The sequence below is a fragment of the Pseudomonas sp. LBUM1656 genome (assembly GCF_059716065.1).
On the sequence record NZ_CP166800.1, the window covers coordinates 4,210,617 to 4,229,049 of the forward strand.

General features: G+C 60.6%; 18 protein-coding genes and 1 pseudogene. 7 read left to right on the plus strand and 12 right to left on the minus strand.

The annotated features are described in order from the left end of the window. Window positions 1-52 precede the first annotated feature (52 nt). Together ACA072_RS19065 and ACA072_RS19070 are read right to left on the minus strand one after the other, a co-directional pair. Window positions 53-895 carry a PhzF family phenazine biosynthesis protein gene (locus ACA072_RS19065; protein ID WP_497619821.1) on the minus strand — a complete coding sequence of 281 codons (843 nt, stop codon included), beginning with the start codon at window positions 893-895 and terminating at the stop codon, window positions 53-55. A gap of 33 nt (window positions 896-928) precedes the next feature. Continuing rightward, window positions 929-1,627 (minus strand): glutathione binding-like protein, encoded by a 699-nt coding sequence (locus ACA072_RS19070; RefSeq protein WP_497619823.1) that lies wholly within the window; start codon window positions 1,625-1,627, stop codon window positions 929-931. A 358-nt stretch (window positions 1,628-1,985) separates the two neighbouring features. Here ACA072_RS19070 and ACA072_RS19075 point away from each other — a divergent pair, with 358 nt between their 5' ends. After that, the gene (locus ACA072_RS19075) at window positions 1,986-2,660 is read left to right on the plus strand and encodes a histidine phosphatase family protein (protein ID WP_497619825.1); all 675 of its coding nucleotides are present in this window, start codon (window positions 1,986-1,988) and stop codon (window positions 2,658-2,660) included. Between the two features lie 147 nt (window positions 2,661-2,807). Here the strand turns inward: ACA072_RS19075 and mnmH are convergent, their stop codons facing one another. Then, the gene (mnmH, locus tag ACA072_RS19080; protein ID WP_497619827.1) at window positions 2,808-3,911 is read right to left on the minus strand and encodes a tRNA 2-selenouridine(34) synthase MnmH; all 1,104 of its coding nucleotides are present in this window, start codon (window positions 3,909-3,911) and stop codon (window positions 2,808-2,810) included. Continuing rightward, entirely contained in the window at window positions 3,911-4,945 is a 1,035-nt protein-coding gene (gene selD / locus ACA072_RS19085) for a selenide, water dikinase SelD (RefSeq protein ID WP_497619828.1), read from the minus strand. Before selD ends, mnmH begins: the two co-directional genes overlap by 1 nt. Window positions 4,946-5,354: 409 nt before the next feature. Here selD and ACA072_RS19090 point away from each other — a divergent pair, with 409 nt between their 5' ends. Both ACA072_RS19090 and ACA072_RS19095 read left to right on the plus strand, forming a co-directional pair. Further along, window positions 5,355-6,311: a nucleoside-specific channel-forming protein Tsx gene (locus ACA072_RS19090; RefSeq protein ID WP_497619829.1), complete on the plus strand. Its 957-nt coding sequence runs from the start codon at window positions 5,355-5,357 to the stop codon at window positions 6,309-6,311. A gap of 24 nt (window positions 6,312-6,335) precedes the next feature. Next, window positions 6,336-7,358 (plus strand): purine-nucleoside phosphorylase, encoded by a 1,023-nt coding sequence (locus tag ACA072_RS19095; protein WP_497619830.1) that lies wholly within the window; start codon window positions 6,336-6,338, stop codon window positions 7,356-7,358. Window positions 7,359-7,477: 119 nt separating this feature from the next. On the opposite strand, the gene ACA072_RS19100 is transcribed toward ACA072_RS19095, so the two are convergent. The 3 genes from ACA072_RS19100 to ACA072_RS19110 form a co-directional block, all read right to left on the minus strand. Then, the gene (locus ACA072_RS19100; protein ID WP_497619831.1) at window positions 7,478-8,434 is read right to left on the minus strand and encodes a quinone oxidoreductase family protein; all 957 of its coding nucleotides are present in this window, start codon (window positions 8,432-8,434) and stop codon (window positions 7,478-7,480) included. A 30-nt stretch (window positions 8,435-8,464) separates the two neighbouring features. Further along, the gene (locus tag ACA072_RS19105) at window positions 8,465-8,638 is read right to left on the minus strand and encodes a DUF1427 family protein (RefSeq protein WP_154911517.1); all 174 of its coding nucleotides are present in this window, start codon (window positions 8,636-8,638) and stop codon (window positions 8,465-8,467) included. A gap of 245 nt (window positions 8,639-8,883) precedes the next feature. Beyond that, on the minus strand, window positions 8,884-9,672 hold the full coding sequence (locus ACA072_RS19110; protein WP_497619832.1) for an AraC family transcriptional regulator: 789 nt from the start codon (window positions 9,670-9,672) through the stop codon (window positions 8,884-8,886). Window positions 9,673-9,817: 145 nt separating this feature from the next. Between ACA072_RS19110 and ACA072_RS19115 the strand changes: the two genes are divergently transcribed. Continuing rightward, window positions 9,818-10,045 carry a DUF6555 family protein gene (locus ACA072_RS19115; protein ID WP_010458578.1) on the plus strand — a complete coding sequence of 76 codons (228 nt, stop codon included), beginning with the start codon at window positions 9,818-9,820 and terminating at the stop codon, window positions 10,043-10,045. A gap of 67 nt (window positions 10,046-10,112) precedes the next feature. On the opposite strand, the gene ACA072_RS19120 is transcribed toward ACA072_RS19115, so the two are convergent. From ACA072_RS19120 to ACA072_RS19130, 3 genes are all read right to left on the minus strand, one after another. After that, window positions 10,113-10,280, minus strand: a complete 168-nt coding sequence (locus ACA072_RS19120) for a metallothionein (protein ID WP_461975136.1) — start codon at window positions 10,278-10,280, stop codon at window positions 10,113-10,115. A 234-nt stretch (window positions 10,281-10,514) separates the two neighbouring features. Then, a complete protein-coding gene (locus tag ACA072_RS19125) occupies window positions 10,515-10,970 on the minus strand; it encodes a DMT family transporter (RefSeq protein WP_497619835.1) in 456 nt (151 codons plus the stop codon). Further along, on the minus strand, window positions 10,970-11,455 hold the full coding sequence (locus ACA072_RS19130) for a DMT family transporter (protein WP_497619836.1): 486 nt from the start codon (window positions 11,453-11,455) through the stop codon (window positions 10,970-10,972). The genes ACA072_RS19125 and ACA072_RS19130 overlap by 1 nt, the downstream gene beginning before the upstream one ends. A gap of 141 nt (window positions 11,456-11,596) precedes the next feature. On the opposite strand from ACA072_RS19130, the gene ACA072_RS19135 reads away from it, so the two are divergent. Continuing rightward, window positions 11,597-12,532, plus strand: a complete 936-nt coding sequence (locus tag ACA072_RS19135) for a LysR family transcriptional regulator (protein ID WP_497619838.1) — start codon at window positions 11,597-11,599, stop codon at window positions 12,530-12,532. A gap of 184 nt (window positions 12,533-12,716) precedes the next feature. On the opposite strand, the gene ctpM is transcribed toward ACA072_RS19135, so the two are convergent. Together ctpM and ACA072_RS19145 are read right to left on the minus strand one after the other, a co-directional pair. Beyond that, window positions 12,717-14,399 carry a methyl-accepting chemotaxis protein CtpM gene (gene ctpM, locus ACA072_RS19140; protein ID WP_497619840.1) on the minus strand — a complete coding sequence of 561 codons (1,683 nt, stop codon included), beginning with the start codon at window positions 14,397-14,399 and terminating at the stop codon, window positions 12,717-12,719. Between the two features lie 194 nt (window positions 14,400-14,593). Then, window positions 14,594-15,910 (minus strand): Na+/H+ antiporter family protein, encoded by a 1,317-nt coding sequence (locus tag ACA072_RS19145; RefSeq protein WP_497625013.1) that lies wholly within the window; start codon window positions 15,908-15,910, stop codon window positions 14,594-14,596. 1,514 nt (window positions 15,911-17,424) lie between these two features. Here ACA072_RS19145 and ACA072_RS19150 point away from each other — a divergent pair. After that, a pseudogene (locus tag ACA072_RS19150) lies at window positions 17,425-17,571 on the plus strand (HAMP domain-containing protein); the annotation flags it as partial. A gap of 102 nt (window positions 17,572-17,673) precedes the next feature. Next, on the plus strand, window positions 17,674-18,429 hold the full coding sequence (locus ACA072_RS19155) for a methyl-accepting chemotaxis protein (RefSeq protein WP_497625014.1): 756 nt from the start codon (window positions 17,674-17,676) through the stop codon (window positions 18,427-18,429). The last annotated feature ends 4 nt before the right edge of the window (window positions 18,430-18,433 follow it).

The window sequence follows — 18,433 nt, forward strand, 5'->3', positions numbered from 1 at the left end:
GAACGCTGCCTCGCGGTGCTCGACAGCTGCTACAGGGGGACATTGCTTGCGATTAAAGCTGCAGGGTTCCGGAAATGCAGGTCACCACAGACCCGCCAATCCAGATGTCATCCCCCACCTGCTCCACCTGAATGCGCCCGGCGCGCCCCATGGTCAGGCCCTGGCTGACCACATAAGTCGCCGGCGCCAGCCCTTCAGCCAGCAACCACTGCGCAATCCCGGCATTCAGGCTACCGGTGGCCGGGTCTTCCGGCATGCCGTCGCCGGAGATGAACGCACGCACTTCAAACTGCGCGTCATCGCCATCACGCTCGGGGTTCCACGGCGCAATCACACCGACGGCCAGGCCAAGCATTTGTGAATGATCAGGTTGCAAATCCAGCACCTGCCGGCGGTCCTCGACCATCACTGCCAGCCAACCGGCGCCATTGTCGACCCACTGCGCCCGGACAATCGCGCCTGGCTCCAGCCTCAGTCCGCGACGTACGCGCTCGACCACGTCAGCTTCCACCGGCCCGGTCTTGATCAGTGGCGGCGCGAGAAAGGCCAGTTCCGCGCCTTGCCTGCGGACCCGCACCAGACCAACGCCGCACTCCTGAATGATCTCCTCGCCCTTGGGCACACCACCGGCTTCAAGCCATGCGTGGCAGGTACCGAGCGTCGGGTGACCGGCGAACGGCAACTCGTTCAGGGTGGTGAAGATCCGTACTCGATAGTCCGCGCGAGGGTCGCGCGGTTCGAGGATGAACGTGGTTTCGCTGAGATTGGTCCAGGTCGCGAACGCCGCCATGCGTTCATCGCTGAGCCTGTCTGCGCCGAACACCACCGCCAACGGATTGCCCTTGAGCGCAATCCGGCTGAAGACATCCACTTGCTTGAAATCGAATGAGCTCATTGCCTGCCTTGGTCTTGAGAAAGTCGAAGAGGTTTACTTGGGAATTTCCAGCCCGCGGATCACCGCCGGCCGCGCCAGGAAGCGCTCCAGCACCCGAGTGACGTTGGGAAAATCCTTGATGCCCACCAGATCGCCGGCTTCATAAAAGCCGATCAGGTTGCGCACCCAAGGGAACGTCGCAATATCGGCGATGGTGTAGCGTTCGCCCATGATCCAGTTGCGTCCTTCCAGACGGCCATCCAGCACCTTCAGCAGGCGTTTGCTTTCGTCGACGTAACGGTCACGCGGACGCTTGTCTTCGTAGTCCTTGCCGGCGAATTTATTGAAGAAACCGAGCTGGCCAAACATCGGCCCGATGCCGCCCATCTGAAACATCAGCCACTGGATCGTCTCGTAACGCGCCGCCGACTCCTGTGCCAGCAACTGGCCACTTTTGTCGGCGAGGTAAATCAGAATCGCCCCGGATTCGAACAACGGCAGCGGTTTGTCATCGGGACCGTGAGGATCGAGGATCGCCGGGATCTTGTTGTTGGGGTTCAGCGACAGAAACTCGGGGGACATCTGATCGTTGGTGTCGAAGCCGACGCGATGAGCCTCGTAGGGCAGCCCGGTCTCTTCGAGCATGATCGAGACCTTGACGCCGTTGGGGGTCGGCAAGGAGTACAGCTGGATCCACTCAGGGTATTGAGCCGGCCATTTTTGGGTGATCGGGAACGCGGACAGATCGGTCATGGGAAGCATCCACAGGGAAAAGTAAGCGCTGATCATAATGGACGAGACGGGTCTTTTGCGTATCAATCTTGCTGATGAACAAGATCAAAACATTGCAGTCTTTCTTCGGCGCCTCAACGTGTACCGTGTCCATAAATCCGCAACATCCTGTCGATAACCTCTGCGACAACCCATGCAAGGTTACCGGTACATTGCGGCGCACTCGCCGGAATCGAACCAAATGGGCTTCAGAGGACTCTGAGAACTGCCCTTTCGGAAACGGACCGGCCCAACGACATGGAAAACACCCCGATGCTGGGAGCTCGCGGTGTAGAGGTTTGTCAGCCTTAACCGAATGCGCTGAAGATCACCTATTCCAATGATGAACCTTTTGAAATTTGCCAATCACTTAAAGCAACGTGCCTATGTCGTCCTGCCCTCCCTGCTGGCGGTGAGCGCGCTGTTTTTGTCGCTGGAGTCCAGCGAAAGCCGCGCCCAACCGGCAGACGGCACCCAGACCCTGGTGTTCCTGCGTCACGCGGAAAAACCCGAAGGCGGCCTGGGCCAGCTCAACTGCCAGGGCCTGAACCGCGCCATCGATCTGGCCACCTTGCTGCCGGAAAAATTCGGCAAGGCCAATTACGTCTTTGCCGCGAACCCGACACGCAATGTCGAGGAAGGCGAACTGGACAACTCCTACAGCTACATCCGCCCGCTGATGACCATCAGCCCCAGCGCGATCAAGCTCGGCTTGCCGGTGAACATCAACTTTTCGGCCAACGACACCAGCGACCTGGCGGACGAATTGCTCCACGACAAGTATCACAACTCGGTCATCTATACGGCCTGGTCCCACGGCTATCTGCCCGAGCTGATTAACAAGGTCGCGGGCGACGCGGTGGGCAAGAAACAGAAGATCACTGAAGACTGGGAGTCGAGCGACTACGATTCGTTGTTTGTGCTCACGCTGACCTGGCATAACGGCAAGGCGAGTCTGCAGAGCCATAGCTACAAGCAGGGGCTGGATAATGGGCGGGAGACGTGTCCGACATAATGAAAACCTTGTAGACATCAAGGTTCATGGAGTCTACAAGGGCCCCTTCGCGAGCAAGCCCGCTCCCACATGTTGACCGCGTCTGTTCAGACAACTCGGTCTAATGTGGGAGCGGGCTTGCTCGCGAAGGGGCCGGCAAAAATAGTCTCACCCTCGCTGATTGACGCGCTCTCGCAAGTATTCGAGAACCGCTTCCCGCTCCCCCGCAAACTCAATCCGCGAACCCTTCTTCTCCCGCTGAAACGCATACATCGGATCGTAATACTCACGCAGCAACCCTTCGATCCAGCCCCGGTGCAGATCCACCGAGCCGCTGCTCGCCTGCTCCGCCAGCGCGTCTTCCATCAGGATCAACATCCGCCGGTGGCGTTCACCGCCCAGACGTTTCTGCACGTTGTTCAAGCTCTCCAGCAGACGCTCGGAAAACAGCGCAAAACCCTCATCACCATGCACTCTGATGAATTCGGCACACAGGTCCACGACGTAATCGCGCAAGATCCGTTCGACGCGCCCTTCCAGGCTGTCTTCCAGCCAGACCATCGGAAATTGTTGCATGCCCTGATAGAGCGGTAACGGCAGCGCGCAACTGCCGATCGCGCGGCTCTCGTCTTCCAGCACAAACTGCTCGATACCGTGGGCGCGCTTCTTCAGCACATCCACCGCCAGGCGGTTTTCAAAGTCGATATTGGACGGTTGGCCGGTGGCGCGTTTGCCGAAGCTGGAACCGCGATGATTGGCGTGACCTTCGAGGTCCAGGCCATTGCATAACTGTGTGAGCACTTCGGTCTTGCCGGTGCCCGTCATGCCGCCCAGCAACACGAAATCGCACTGGGCGACGGCCTGATCGACCGTGTCCAGCAAGAAGCTGCGCATGGCCTTATAGCCGCCACCGACGCGCGGATATTCAATACCCGCTTCGTTCTTGAGCCACTGCTGGACGATCTGCGAACGCAAGCCGCCGCGAAAACAATACAGATAACCTTCGGGATGGGCCCGGGCAAAATCGGCCCAGGCCTGGATGCGCTCGGCCTTGATCTCGCCGGACACCAGTTGATGCCCCAGCGTAATCGCCGCTTGCTGGCCGTGCTGCTTGTAGCACGTGCCGATCCGTTGCCGCTCGTGGTCATTCATCAGCGGCAGATTGACCACACCGGGGAACGCACCCTTGTGGAATTCCACCGGCGCACGGGCATCCATCATCGGCCGGTCGTTGAGGAAGATGTCGCGGTAATCGGTGAAGTCGATGGACATCAATACACCTCGACCGCGTGGGTCTGTCGCTCAACCAGCTCACCGATTGGCTCAAGGGACAGGCCCAGTTCGGCGGCCACTTTGAGGAACGGCTCGTTGCCTTCCGGCGTGACTGCCACCAGCAGGCCACCGCTGGTCTGCGGATCGCACAGCACCCGCTTATGCAGTTCCTGCACGCGCCCGACCTTGCTGGCGTAGCTGTCGAAGTTGCGCAAGGTGCCGCCCGGCACGCAGCCTTGATCGAGGTAGTACTCGACCCCCGGCAGCCGCGGCACACGGTTGTATTCGATGCGCGCGGTGACGTTGCTGCCGTCGGCCATTTCCACCAGGTGCCCCAGCAGGCCGAAACCGGTGACGTCGGTCATCGCCGTCACACCGTCGAGCTTGCCGAAACGGCTGCCGGGTTTGTTCAGGGTGCACATCCAGTCGCGGGCCAGGCCGATGTCGGCGGTGCGCAACTTGCCCTTCTTCTCGGCGGTGGTGAGGATGCCGATGCCCAGCGGTTTGGTGAGGTAAAGCAGGCAGCCGGCGGTGGCGGTGTCGTTGCGTTTCATGTGGCGTTTTTCCACCAGCCCGGTCACGGCCAGGCCGAAGATCGGCTCCGGAGCGTCGATGGAATGCCCACCGGCCAATGGAATGCCCGCCTCGTCACACACTGAACGTCCGCCGCGAATCACTTCCCGGGCGATCTCCGGCGCCAGCACATTCACCGGCCAGCCGAGGATCGCAATCGCCATCAATGGATCACCGCCCATGGCGTAGATGTCGCTGATGGCATTGGTGGCGGCGATGCGGCCGAAATCGAACGGGTCGTCGACGATCGGCATAAAGAAATCGGTGGTCGAGACCACGCCGCGTTCTTCGTCGATCGCGTAGACCGCTGCGTCATCGCGCGAGGCATTGCCGACCCAGAGTTTGGGGTCAAGATTCTGAGCTCCGCTGCCGGCCAGAATCACCTCCAGCACCTGGGGCGAAATCTTGCAGCCACATCCGGCGCCATGGCTGTATTGGGTCAGACGAATCGGCTCGCTCATGGGGGAATAACCTCGTGAAGACAATGGGGGCGAGTCTAGCATTGGCGACCAAGGTAAGGCGCAACACACACACCGTGTAGCAGCTGCCGAGCCTGCGAGGCTGCGTTCGGCTGCGCAGCAGTCGTGAATCCTGCGCACGCGGTTTACCTGATAGACCGCATTACCTGAATTGACGACTGCTTCGCAGCCGAACGCAGCCTCGCGCTGCTCGGCAGCTGCTACAAAAAGCGTGCCCGCTTACCTGACCGAAACGACAATAAAAGCCCTGAATTCATCGATTTTTCATGGAATTGAAATAATTGGCATCTCTTGTGCAAACGTTTGCGAGTCGCTGATACAGACGTTTTCGCGACATAACCGCGCAAGCCCGAAGAAACGGGCTTTTGATCCGCACTAAAAGGGACTTTTAATGCACCGCACGTCCAGCCGCGTGACTTGCTCGCGCACCTTTGCTGTTTCCTTGCTGCTGGCCAGCGTTACAGGACTACTCAGCAGCACCGTTTTGGCGCAACCTGCCCCCGCCGAAGAATCCGCCCAAGGCGAAACCCTCAGCCCCGAAGCCAGCCCGCCGAAAAAAGGTGTGTATCTGTCGGACTGGTTCAACCAGGACCTGACCGTCATTGGCAGCAAGGACATCAGTTTCGGCCCGCAACCGGCCGACGATATTTACCTGGAGTACGAGTACTTCGGACGCAAGGGGCCGTTCGAGTTGTACGGCTACATCGACATCCCGAAGATCTTCGACATTGGCAACCGTCATGACAAAGGCGTGTGGGACCACGGCTCGCCGGTGTTCATGGAGCACGAACCACGTATCTCCATCGACTACCTCGCCGGCCGCAGCCTGGCCATCGGGCCCTTCAAAGAATGGTACGTGGCGTTCGACTGGATCTACGACCACGGCAGCAACAGCGCCAACCGCGCCAATACGCTGTACAGCGGCCTGGGCACTGACATCGACACCCACTCGCGAGTCAACTTGTCGGCGAATTTCTACGGGCGTTATCAGTGGGAAAACTACGGCGCCAGCAACGAGTACTCGTGGGACGGCTACCGTGCCCAGCTCAAATACATCGTGCCGATCAGCAGCTTCAGCAATGGCGCGTCGCTGACCTACATCGGCTTCACCAACTTCGATTTCGGCTCGGACCTGCACAAGGACAACCCGGCCCGAACCGCCAACGCCACTGTCGCCACCAACGTGTTGCTGTACTCGTTCACTCACTTGCGTTTCACCCTGGTCGGCCGTTATTTCCACAACGGCGGTAACTGGGACGATGGCAGCGAGTTGAATTTCGGCGACGGCGACTTTCGCGCTCGTTCCAATGGCTGGGGTTACTACGCCGGCATCGGTTATCAGTTCTGAGGCTTGATTGAACCTGGAGGTTTTATGAATGCAATGACGCGTATATCCCTGGCCTGTGCCGCCCTGCTCTCTACCGCGGCCTGGGCGAATGAAGCACCGATCCAGCCGAAAGTGATGTTGATCACCATGTTTGCCCCCGAGGCGCAAAACTGGATCGATCGCCTGGAACTCAAGCAGGAAGTCCGGGTGCCGGGCCTGTCCGCCGAGTACCCGACCATTCGCTGTAACACGCAGCAGGTGTGCCTGATGGTCACCGGCATGGGCCAGACCAACGCCGCTGCTTCGACACTGGCCCTGGCCCTGTCGCCAAAATTCGACCTGCGTAAAAGCTATTTCCTGATCGCCGGGATCGCCGGCATCAGCCCGAAACACGGGACCATCGGCACCGCCGCCTGGGCGCATTACCTGGTGGAATTCGGCACCCAGTGGGAACTGGATTCCCGGGATGCGCCGAAAGACTGGCCGACCGGTTACATCGGCATCAACACCAAGGACCCGAACGAAAAGCCGCCGCTGGATTACAAGACCGAAGTGTTCGAGCTCAATCCGAAATTGCAGGCCAAGGCGTTTGCCCTGACTCACAACGTCGAACTGAGCGAGAGCAAGGAGTCGGCCGCGTGGCGCAAGAAGTACCCGTCGGCCCCAGCCAATCAGCCGCCGGTGGTGACTGAGTGCGACACGCTGGCGGGCAACACCTGGTTTTCCGGGACGCGGTTGAGTGAGCGTGCCGAGGTCTGGACCAAGTTGTTGACCGACAACAAAGGCGAATACTGCACGACGCAACAGGAAGACAACTCCACCTACGAAGCACTGTTGCGGGCGAGTCGCGAGGGGTTAGTGGATGTGCAGCGTCTGGCGGTGGTGCGCGCGGGTTCCGATTTTGACCGACCGGCGCCGGGCCAGAGTGAAGTGGATAACCTGCTCAAGTACGCGGATCAGGGCGGGTTTGTGCCGGCGCTGGAGAACCTGTACCGGACGGGGAATCCGTTGGTGCAGGAGATTTTGAAGAACTGGTCGGCGTGGGAGAACGGCGTTCCCGAAGCTTGATCTGATAATACAAAACCCTGTGGGAGCGGGCTTGCTCGCGAATAGGCCATCACATTCAACATTTCCGTTGAGTGTAATGGCCTATTCGCGAGCAAGCCCGCTCCCACATTTTGATGGGATTACGGCAACAAAATCACCTTGTCGCCTGCCCCTTGATTCACCTCCGAATACCGCTCCAACCCCTCCTCCAGCGGCGATTCAAACAACCCTTCCGGCAACGGCAACAACCCCTGATCAAAGAACTTGCCGAACTGATCCAGCATCGCCGCACACGCCTGCACGCCGTACAACAACGAATTGATCCCCACCACCGAACCACCCTTGCGATACAACGCCAGTGCCGGCAACTGCACCATGCCGTCCACCGGCGCGGCAATGATCGCAATGCGACCAAACGCCGCCAGCGCCGGAACCGAAGCCGGGAGCCAGAAACCGGTGGTGTCGAAAATCACGTCAGCACCGCCGTCATACACGGCATTCACCTGCGCACCCAGGTCTTCCGGTTTATCCAGTTGCAGCGTCTGATACCCCTGCGCCTGCAAATCCTTGACCTGCTCGGGCCGGCGCGCCGCCGCCAGTACCTCGGCGCCACGCACTTTGGCCAACGCCAGCGCGGCACTGCCGACCGCCCCGCCGCCGATCACCAGCAGCCGCGTTCCGGTCGTCACCAGACTGCGTTCCAGCGCATCCCATGCCGTGGTGTACGGCACACCGAGGCTGGCGGCCTGGGCGAAGCTCAGATGGGTGGGTTTGAGCGCGACGCCATTGGCCGGCAGCTTTACGAATTGCGCATGGGAGCCGTCGGCAAAGAAACCCAATTCACGACCCGTGCCCCAAACCTCCTGACCGATCAGCGCCTGCGGTCCTTCAACCACCACACCGGCGAAATCCCGGCCGGGAATCCGCGGCAACGTAGTGTAGGGAAAACGCCCCAGCACGTTCTTCACATCGCTGGGGTTGAGGCCCGCCGCCTTGATCTGGACCAGCACTTCATCGGCGCCGGGAACAGGGGTTGGAACATCAACGTAGCGCAGGGCCGAGAGGTCGCCGGTCTTGTCGAACTGCAGTGCTTTCATGGGAGTTTCCATCGCATCAAGGAAGGGGTTTCAGGAGACCCAGCCAGCCACCAGTTGCCGGCCCATGGGCCACAACTTTTCGCCGACGAGCATGCCCAGCAAGCCCACCAGGGCAATGGCCGGTGGGGCAGGAGAACGAAAATCCAGTGCACCGTAGAGCAGGCCGACGCCCAGGCCGATGACCAGCGAGATGAGGTAGCTCATGGCAGACTCCGTGGGCAAACAAGGTAGGCCTGAAGTCTAAAGAGCGGTGACGGCGGGCATCGGCCAAGTGCTTCTGAATATCGGCCAAAGCGCCATTAACGGAATGCACGCAAACTGTGTAGCAGCTGGCGAAGCCTGCGTTCGGCTGCGAAGCAGTCGTGAAATCAGGCAACGCGGTCCTTCAGGAAAACCGTGCATGCAGGTTTTACGACTGCTGCGCAGCCGAACGCAGGCTTCGCCAGCTGCTACAAATCTGCGTTGAGGCTGAGGCCCGTCGCAAACTGCGAAGGCGCAACACCCAGTTCCCGGCGGAACATGTCGCTGAAGCTGCTCGGCGAATAGCCCAGTTCCCGGGCAATCGTGCTGACCGGCACGCCCTGAATCAACTCCGCCGCCGCGGTCGCCAGTTGCACTTGGCGCCGCCATTCGGCGAAGCCCATGCCCAGGCCGTCCTTGAACAGCCGCGCCAGGGTGCGCACGCTGGCACCGGCGTTTTCCGCGTGTTGCTCAAAGGGGATGTCCAGCGAGGGCGCGGCCATGACCGCCTGACACAGGTTCATCAGGCGTCGGTCGGAGTCATCCGGCAACGGGATTTTCATCAGCGAACGCCGGGCCCGCCTAAGCTCCAACAGCGCCAGGCCGACCAGTGCGTCGTAATACTCGGGCGCGCCGTCGTCGCCCTGCTCCACCAGCCCGACGATCAGCTCTCGCAGCAGCCCGCCGACTTCGATCACCTGAACACTGTCATCCAGCGTGGCCGCCAATGAGGGCCGCAGGTAGATGTTGCGCATCTGCAGATCCGAGACCACTCGAATGCCATGCGGCACGCCCGGCGGCAGCCACACCGCCCGTTGCGGCGGTACCACCAGCGCCTCATGGGGCGTTTCGACCCACATCACCCCGCTCATGGCGTACAGCAACTGACCCCAAACATGCTCGTGCGGCTCGATGTACAAGCCGCGCGGGTATGTACGCGCCAGCGGTTGCACGGGCACATCGGTGTCACTCAGGTCTGGAGGGGCGGCAAGGGCCATGGTCAATGATCATTGGGGTTTTCAGGTCTTGCATGGTAACGGGCCGCCAACTTTGTCGCTACGGGCGGCAACCGTCTGACAATCCAACTGAATTTTCCGTAGCCCCGACGATCCTTGTATTACCACAGGGAGGAATACGGGCTTTATGAACAACGCAAAACTTTTCGTCATTGAATACACCCTTCATGGCGCGCCGAAGTCTTTCATTATCCGCCTGGACAAAATGGACAACGCGGAGGCTTGGCACTGGGCCAGTTGTGATGCAGGGGTCGGACGAATCCCCCGCTTTGGCCGAGAGAAGGTGCAAAAAACCAGCAAGCCGCTGGCGGAGAAATTCGGCATCGAAAATGTGACGTGGCGACCGGCTGGGTGAGGATCAAAGGGAGGAAGTACCAGACATAAAAAGTGGAGCCCGAGTGGCTCCACTTCCTGTTGATGAGCTATTTGGCGTGCGCGCACTTGCAGCCCTTGCTCGCACACTCCTCGCCATGTTCGTGGTGCTTGGCGCAAGCTTCACAGCAATAGTGTTTGCCGTGACGCGCTATCGGGTGTTCGCCCAGTTTGCAGGAGCATTTGGGGCAGTCGCATTTACTTTCACTGTCGATCATGAGTCTGACTCCATGGGTGTGGTCGTCGCGTGCGGCTAATGCGCACCTCACTCACCAGTGTAGGAGCCGTTGTAGCAGCTGCCGAGCAGCGCGAGGCTGCGTTCGGCTGCGAAGCAGTCGTAAAATCAGGCACGGTGATTCAGGCAAACCGCGTGCGCAAGGTTTACGAGGACTTCGTCCTCGGACGCAGCCTCGCAGGCTCGACAGCTGCTACAAGTGCTAACCAGGTATTCGTTACTCGCTCCGGGTGCTGCTGCGGTACATGAACAGCAACGCCAGCGCCAGACACACCATCGCCAGCATCCGGCTGCTCGACAATTCGATCGCCGGGTTACCCAGCCAGCCGAAGTTATCGATCAACATCCCCATGCCCAATTGTCCGACGATCACGGCCACAGTGGCCACCGCTGTGCCGACCCGTGGCACCGCGCCGACCATGACTATCATGTAGACCACGCCGAACAAGGCCCCGCTGAGTTGCCATTTCGGCACATCCAGCAGGCTCACGGCATGGGCCGGTTCGAAAAACAGGATCAGCAACCCGGTGACCACTGCGCCCACCGCAAAGGTCAGCAAACTGCTGCGCAACACACCGACGGTTTCGCCGAGGCGCCCGTTAATCGCCGCCTGGATACTCAACACCGCACCGGCACCCACCACCACGGCCAACAAAATAATCAGATTCATCATCAACCCCGAGCGATCAGAACAAGTGCCGCAACAATCAGCAGCAACGCCAGCCAACGCTCACCGTTGACCTTTTTACGGGTAGCGCCGAACCAGCCGAAGTGATCGATCAACACGCTTTTGCCGACCTGACCGGAGAGGATCGCAATCATCGTCATCGCGATCCCGATGTGCGGCGTGGCCAAAGTCAGCACCACCACGTAGATCGGCCCGAGGAAACCGCCGATCAATTGCCAGCGTGGCAGCGTGTTAAAAGCCGGACCTTGTTGCTTGCCGCTGAACAACAACAGCAGAAACAAAATCGCCGAGCCGACGCCGAAGATGCTCAACGTCGCCCACAAGTGCCCGACCTGAACTCCGAGCGGCCCGAGCAGACCGGCCTCCACGGAAAGGCCCATGCCGGCGAGGATGACCAGAGGCAGCAGCAACAGCCGCAGCCCTGGTTTGGTCGCTGGCGTTGCAGCGATGTCGATTGAAGAAGATTGCATAAGGAAAACCCTGCCCGTCATCAGATGAAACACAGACCCCTTGTGGGAGCGTTGTGGCGGGCATTATCGGCTGGCGATCCTTTGCGATAAATGGGAGCATCCGGACAACACTTTTGCGCAACTCGCACAGCAGGATCGATCATGCACGGCCTCAACGAGCTGGGATTCAAGGCACTTCGACTGTTTGTCGCGGTGCTCGACCATGGCAGTTTTTCCGAAGTCGCCCGCCGCGAGGGCCTGGCGCCCTCTTCGATTTCCCGGCAAATCCAGTTGATGGAACAGGCCCTGAACCAGCAATTGCTCTACCGCCACACGCGCGCCGTCACGCCCACCGAAGCGGGACGCATGCTCGGCCATCACGCGCGGCTGGTGCTGGTGCAACTGGAGGAAGCCGAACAAGCCTTGCAGGAACAGCAAAGCGAACCCAGCGGACTGGTGCGGATCAACGCGCCGGTGGTCTTCGGCCAACGCCATCTGACGCCATGGCTCGGTCAGTTGTGCGCGCGCTATCCGAAACTGCAACTGGATATCCAGCAAACCGACAGTTACGTCGACCCGTTGCAGGAAGGAGCTGACTTGCTGTTTCGCATCGGCCCGCTGCACGATTCGAGCATGCAGGCGCGTATCCTGGCGCCGCACCGGTTTCAAGTCGCCGCCAGCCCGGCCTACCTCAAACGCCATGGCACGCCGCAACATCCCGACGAGTTGGCCGCGCATCAGTGCCTGGCCTACAAGGGCGTGACCGGGCAGCAGCGCTGGTTTTTCCGCAAGGACCGGCAGGACTGGACGCCCTATTCAGTCAAAGGGCCGATTACCGGCAACCACGCCGACACGCTCACGCAAGCCGCCGAACAAGGCCTGGGGCTGGTAATGTTTCCGTCGTGGCTGATTGGTGAGGCGGTGCGCAACGGCACGCTGGTGCCGGTGTTGGGGGAGTATCAGGTGTCCAACAGCCTTGAGCCGCAGCAGATTGCGGTGCTGTGGCCGGGCAGCCGACGGTTGTCGGTGAAGGTGCGAACGGTGATTGATTTCTTTGTGGAATGCTTTGGAGCGGTGCCCTACTGGGATAGGCCGTAGCGCCAACGCAATCTGTAGCAGCTGGCGCAGCCTGCGTTCGGCTCGGTCCGCGCTCGGGCGCAGCAGTCGTAAACTCTGCGCGCACAATGCACCCGGAAAACCGCGTTGTCTGATTTAACGACTGCTGCGCAGCCGAACGCAGCCTCGCGCTGCTCGACAGCTGCTACAGGGAATGAGTTGCAGCTTAGATTCGGAACTGGCCGACCAGTTTGCCCAGACGCTGACCGAGGTCGGCGAGGCTGCGTGAGGTCTGCGCGCCGAGTTGGGTTTCGTCAGCAACGTTGTCCACCGCCACGGCGATCTGATGCACGCTGCGGTTGATCTCTTCAGCCACGGCAGTCTGCTCTTCAGCCGCACTGGCGATTTGCGCGTTCATTGAGTTGATGGTGCCAATCAACTGCGCCATGGTGTCCAGCGATGCACCGGCCTCATTGGCCTGGGCCGAGGTGCCATCGCCCGCTTCGCTGGAGCGACGCATCGCTTCTACCGCCGATTGGGTCCCGGCCTGCAAGCGGTCGATCATGCCCTGGATTTCCTGGGTGCTGATCTGCGTGCGACTGGCCAGTGCCCGCACTTCGTCGGCCACCACCGCAAAACCGCGACCCGCTTCACCGGCGCGCGCGGCTTCAATGGCGGCGTTCAGCGCCAGCAAGTTGGTCTGCTCGGCAATCGAACGAATCACCCCCAGCACGCTGACAATCGATGACACGTCTTTTTGCAGGCTGTCGAGGGACACGCCGCTGCTGCGAATGTCGTCCACCAACGCATGAATTTTCACGATGCTGCCGGCCACCACACGCTTCGCGGCCTGGCCTTCTTCGTCGGTTTGCTGGGCCGCCACCGCCGCGTTTTGCGCGCTTTTCGCCACTTCCTGAGCCGCCGCCGACATCTCGTTGATCGCCGTGGCGACCTGATCGGTCTCGTGACGCTGACGCTCCATGGCCTGATCCGAACGCTGGGCCTGATCGGAAACCTGATTCACCAGGCCGGTCAGTTGCGAGGTCATTTCAGTGATTTGACGCACCAGGCCGTGGATCTTGTCGACGAAACGGTTGAACGAGCCCGCCAGTTCGCCGAGTTCGTCCTGGCTGGTGATGGTCAGGCGACGGGTCAGGTCACCCTCGCCCGCCGCGATGTCATCGAGGTTGGCTTTCATCAGGTTCAGCGGACGCAGGATGGTATTGGCCAGCAGCAGCCCGACCGCCGCGATCACCAGCAACATCACCACCGCGAGGCCGGCAATGGTCAGCACCACGCCTTCCATGCGGTCCTGCACCTTGGCTTCGACCAGCGCGACTTGCGCCTCGATACCGTCGAGGTTCACCGACGTACCGACCGCCATGTCCCACTTAGACAGGTATTCGGTGTAGCCCAGTTTCGGGACCAGCACTTGGGTGTTGCCGGGCAATGGCGAGCTGTATTGCAGGTAGTGAGTGCCGTCTTTGGCAACTTTCACCAGGTCGCGGTTGACGTAGACGCCATTCGGGTCTCGATTGTCCTTGAAGCTTTGGCCCACGCCATCGGGGCTGTTGGCCTTGAACAGGCGCACGGTGTTGGAGTCGTAGCCGAAGAAGTAGCCGTCCTTGCCGTAGGTGATGCTCGACAGCAGCTTGATCACCTGCGCCCGCGCCGCGTCATCGCCAGGGGCGGCCGCTTCGTAGAGCGGTTTGATCGTGGTCATGGCCACGGCGACGTAGCTTTGCAGGGTCGCCTTGGCATCGCTGAGCAGGCGCTGGCGGGTTTCCTCGACTTCCTTGTGCGCCTGCTCCTGCAGAATGAACAGCGTGGTCAGGCTGATGACCAGCGCAAAGAGCAACACCGGGAGGACGGCAAGGGACAGGACTTTAGCCTTCAGGCTCATGCGCATGACGGTTCACTCTTTTGATTTTGTTGGCGTGGTTAAAGGCTTTAACGGCACGCCGGACCAAAAGTTGAATCCGGGGGAAATTGCAATCCCCCTGTGGGAGCGGGCTTGCTCGCGAATGCGGTGTGTCAGGTTATAAAAATGTCGACTGACACTCCGCTTTCGCGAGCAAGCCCGCTCCCACAGGAGAAATCTGTTTAGAGGACCATCGCGGCCACCCAGCCGAACGCCAGCAGCGGCAGGTTGTAGTGCAGGAAGGTCGGGACCACGGTGTCCCAGATGTGGTGATGCTGGCCGTCGATGTTCAGGCCGGAGGTCGGACCCAGCGTCGAGTCCGAGGCGGGCGAACCGGCGTCCCCCAGGGCGCCGGCCGTGCCGACGATGCACACGATCGCGATCGGGCTGAACCCCAGTTGCACGCACAACGGCACGAAAATCGCTGCCAGGATCGGCACGGTGGAAAACGACGAGCCGATGCCCATGGTCACCAGCAGGCCAACCAGCAACATCAACAACGCGCCGATACCTTTGCTGTGCCCGATCCACGCCGCCGACGTCTCAACCAGCGTTTGCACCTCACCGGTGGCTTTCATCACTTCGGCGAAACCCGAGGCGGCGATCATGATGAAGCCGATCATCGCCATCATTTTCATGCCTTCGGTGAACAGGTCGTCGGTGTCGCGCCACTTCACGATGCCCGACACCGAAAAGATCAGAAAACCTGCCAGCGCACCGATGATCATCGAGTCGAGCAGCAACTGAATAATGAACGCCGCCGCGATGGCTACACCGGCGACCATCAGGCTGAGCGGGTTGTACTCCACCGCGACTTGCTCGACTTTCTCGATCTTTTCCAGGTCGTAGACGCGTTTCTTGCGGTAGCTGATAAACGCGACCGCAAGGCCCACGACCATGCCCAGTGCCGGAATACCCATGGCATGGGTGACGTTGATGCCGCTGATGTCGACGCCGCTGCGTGCAACGTTGGCCAGCAGGATTTCATTCAGGAAGATGTTGCCGAAGCCCACCGGCAGGAACATGTACGGCGTGATCAGGCCGAAAGTCATGACGCAGGCGATCAAGCGGCGATCCAGTTGCAGCTTGGTCAGCACATATAAAAGCGGCGGTACCAGCAGCGGAATAAAGGCGATATGTATCGGCAGAATATTCTGCGAAGCGATGGCCACCACCCAGAGCAAACCGATCAACAGCCACTTGACCTGACGGCCACCACTGGCGTGTTGGCGATCAACCATCAGCAGGGCTTTGTCCGCCAGGGCATGGGCCAGGCCGGACTTGGCAATCGCCACGGCGAACGCGCCGAGCAAGGCATAGGACAACGCGACCGTCGCGCCGCCGCCGAGGCCGCTATTAAAGGCTTTAAGGGTGGCCTCGATGCCCAGGCCACCGGTCAAACCGCCGACCAGAGCGCCGACAATCAGCGCGATCACTACGTGCACGCGGGACAGGCTGAGGATCAGCATGACGCCGACCGCGGCAATTACAGCATTAATCATCGTTACCTCAGGGCAAGCGAAATGAACTCAGCCGGCAGTCTGCATAGAGCCGCCAGCGGATTGAATAATGGGTTTTATTAGAGGGCGCGCACTTTGCCGCAGCATCAATGCCTTGTCAAAGCGAACTCGACCTTTGTAGCAGCTGCCGAAGGCTGCGTTCGGCTGCGCAGCAGTCGTGAAATCAGGCACTGCTGTGTGTCAGATACACCGTGAAGTCTGGGATTACGACTGCTACGCAGCCGAACGCAGGCTTCGCCAGCTGCTACATGTATGTGTGATTTCTTATTTGGGCGTACGGATAAAGAAAGCCAATTCGCAGCCGTTACAGTGCAAAGTCTCAGATAAATATCGAATAAGGACGTCTCTCCATGTCGCTCAGACAACTTTCCATCCAATGGAAAATCACCCTGCTGGCCGGGCTATGCCTGGCGGGCATCGTGACCCTGCTGGTGGGTCTTTCGCTGTATCGCATGGAGCACAGCTCCGAGATGGTGAAAGCCTCGAGCATGGAGATGCTGACCGAAGCCGCTCAGGCCCGGATCGAATCCCAGGGTGAAAACCAGGCGCTGGTGATTCGTCAGCAGTTCATGGACGCCTATCAATACGGCCACGGCTTTTCGCGTCAGGTGCTGTTCTTGCGCGATCAGGCGGAAAAGCGCTTTCTGGACGCCTTCGACCTGCGTGAAGACCTGACCCGCCAGGTCAAGTCGGCGCTGCAAGCCAACCCGCAATTGCTCGGCCTGTCGCTGGTGTTCGAAGCCAACGCGCTGGACGGCAAGGACGATCTGTTCGCCGGCCAGGCCGAGCTGGGCAGCAACGACAAGGGCCGTTTTGCCCTGTACTGGTCGCAACCGACGCCAGGTAACGTGACGTCGATGGCGCTGCCGGAAAGCGACATGGCCGACACCAAAGCTGGCCCCAGCGGCGAAGCGGCCAACGCGTGGTTCACTTGCCCGCGCACCACGCTCAAGCCGTGCGTGATCGAGCCGTACTTCTATGTGATCGACGGCCAGAACGTGCTGATGACCAGCATCGTGTTCCCGCTGATGGTCAACGGCAAAGTCATTGCCTCGCTGTCGGTGGACATCAACCTCAACAGCCTGCAGGCCATGAGTCAGGGCGCGAGCAAAAAGCTCTATGACGGCCAGACCAGCGTCAGCATTATCAGCCCGGTCGGCTTGCTTGCCGGTTACAGCCCGGACGCCAGCAAACTCAGCCAGCGTCTGGACGCGGTGGACAAGACCAACGGTGCCGAGCTGATTCGCATGCTCGCCACCCGCAGCAAAACCGAAAGCCTGCACAGCAATCAGCAATTGAAAGTGCTGTCGCCGTTCCAGCCGATCCCCGACGGTAAATCCTGGGGCGTGTTGCTCGACGTGCCGGAAAAAGTCCTGGTCGGCCCCGCCGAAGCCTTGAAAGACCAACTTGATGACAGCAACCGCAGCGGCACCCTGGTCGAACTCGGCCTCGGCGTATTGGCCGCGCTGATTGGCTTGCTGCTGGTGTGGCTGATGGCGCGCAGCGTGACCAAACCGATCCTCGGCGTGGCGCACATGCTCGAAGACATCGCCAGCGGCGAAGGCGACCTGACGCGGCGCCTGGCCTACGACAAGCAGGACGAACTGGGCCAGTTGGCCGGCTGGTTCAACCGTTTCCTCGACAAGCTGCAACCGATCATCGCCGAAGTGAAACGCTCGGTGCAGGACGCCCGCAGCACCGCTGACCAATCTTCCGCCATCGCCACGCAGACCAGCGCCGGCATGGAGCAGCAATACCGTCAGGTCGATCAGGTCGCCACCGCGTCCCACGAAATGAGCGCCACCGCCCAGGACGTCGCCCGCAGTGCCGCGCAAGCCGCCCAGGCGGCGAAAGATGCCGACCAGGCAACTCGCCGGGGCCTGACCGTCATCGACCAGACCACCACCAGCATCGACAACCTCGCCGCCGACATGAGCGCGGCCATGGTGCAAGTGGAAGGCCTGGCGGCCAACAGCGAGAAAATCGGTTCGGTGCTGGAAGTGATCCGCGCCATCGCCGAACAGACCAACCTGCTGGCGCTCAACGCGGCCATTGAAGCGGCCCGTGCCGGTGAGGCCGGCCGCGGGTTTGCCGTGGTCGCCGATGAAGTGCGCAATCTGGCACGCCGCACCCAGGAGTCGGTGGAAGAAACCCGCCTGGTGATCGAGCAGTTGCAGAGTGGCACGCAGGAGGTGGTCGGCTCGATGAACAACAGCCATCGCCAGGCGCACGGCAGTGTCGAGCAGGTTGGCCAAGCGGTGACCGCACTGCGCCAGATCGGCGAGGCGGTGACGGTGATCAGCGACATGAACCTGCAGATCGCGTCGGCTGCCGAAGAGCAGAGCGCGGTGGCCGAGGAGATCAACAGCAACGTGGCGACAATTCGGGATGTGACGGAGTCGCTGTCGGGGCAGGCGAACGAGTCGGCGCGGGTGAGTCAGTCGCTCAACAGCCTGGCGAATCAGCAGCAGAGTTTGATGGATCAGTTTCGCGTCTGACCCA

What these genes read in the sequence shown, in the direction of transcription:
- ACA072_RS19065 (WP_497619821.1), bottom strand. Translation starts at nt 895, where the DNA reads ATGAGCTCATTCGATTTCAAGCAAGTGGATGTCTTCAGCCGGATTGCG.
- ACA072_RS19070 (WP_497619823.1), bottom strand. Translation starts at nt 1,627, where the DNA reads ATGACCGATCTGTCCGCGTTCCCGATCACCCAAAAATGGCCGGCTCAA.
- ACA072_RS19075 (WP_497619825.1), top strand. Translation starts at nt 1,986, where the DNA reads ATGATGAACCTTTTGAAATTTGCCAATCACTTAAAGCAACGTGCCTAT.
- mnmH (WP_497619827.1), bottom strand. Translation starts at nt 3,911, where the DNA reads ATGTCCATCGACTTCACCGATTACCGCGACATCTTCCTCAACGACCGG.
- selD (WP_497619828.1), bottom strand. Translation starts at nt 4,945, where the DNA reads ATGAGCGAGCCGATTCGTCTGACCCAATACAGCCATGGCGCCGGATGT.
- ACA072_RS19090 (WP_497619829.1), top strand. Translation starts at nt 5,355, where the DNA reads ATGCACCGCACGTCCAGCCGCGTGACTTGCTCGCGCACCTTTGCTGTT.
- ACA072_RS19095 (WP_497619830.1), top strand. Translation starts at nt 6,336, where the DNA reads ATGAATGCAATGACGCGTATATCCCTGGCCTGTGCCGCCCTGCTCTCT.
- ACA072_RS19100 (WP_497619831.1), bottom strand. Translation starts at nt 8,434, where the DNA reads ATGAAAGCACTGCAGTTCGACAAGACCGGCGACCTCTCGGCCCTGCGC.
- ACA072_RS19105 (WP_154911517.1), bottom strand. Translation starts at nt 8,638, where the DNA reads ATGAGCTACCTCATCTCGCTGGTCATCGGCCTGGGCGTCGGCCTGCTC.
- ACA072_RS19110 (WP_497619832.1), bottom strand. Translation starts at nt 9,672, where the DNA reads ATGGCCCTTGCCGCCCCTCCAGACCTGAGTGACACCGATGTGCCCGTG.
- ACA072_RS19115 (WP_010458578.1), top strand. Translation starts at nt 9,818, where the DNA reads ATGAACAACGCAAAACTTTTCGTCATTGAATACACCCTTCATGGCGCG.
- ACA072_RS19120 (WP_461975136.1), bottom strand. Translation starts at nt 10,280, where the DNA reads ATGATCGACAGTGAAAGTAAATGCGACTGCCCCAAATGCTCCTGCAAA.
- ACA072_RS19125 (WP_497619835.1), bottom strand. Translation starts at nt 10,970, where the DNA reads ATGATGAATCTGATTATTTTGTTGGCCGTGGTGGTGGGTGCCGGTGCG.
- ACA072_RS19130 (WP_497619836.1), bottom strand. Translation starts at nt 11,455, where the DNA reads ATGCAATCTTCTTCAATCGACATCGCTGCAACGCCAGCGACCAAACCA.
- ACA072_RS19135 (WP_497619838.1), top strand. Translation starts at nt 11,597, where the DNA reads ATGCACGGCCTCAACGAGCTGGGATTCAAGGCACTTCGACTGTTTGTC.
- ctpM (WP_497619840.1), bottom strand. Translation starts at nt 14,399, where the DNA reads ATGCGCATGAGCCTGAAGGCTAAAGTCCTGTCCCTTGCCGTCCTCCCG.
- ACA072_RS19155 (WP_497625014.1), top strand. Translation starts at nt 17,674, where the DNA reads ATGGAGCAGCAATACCGTCAGGTCGATCAGGTCGCCACCGCGTCCCAC.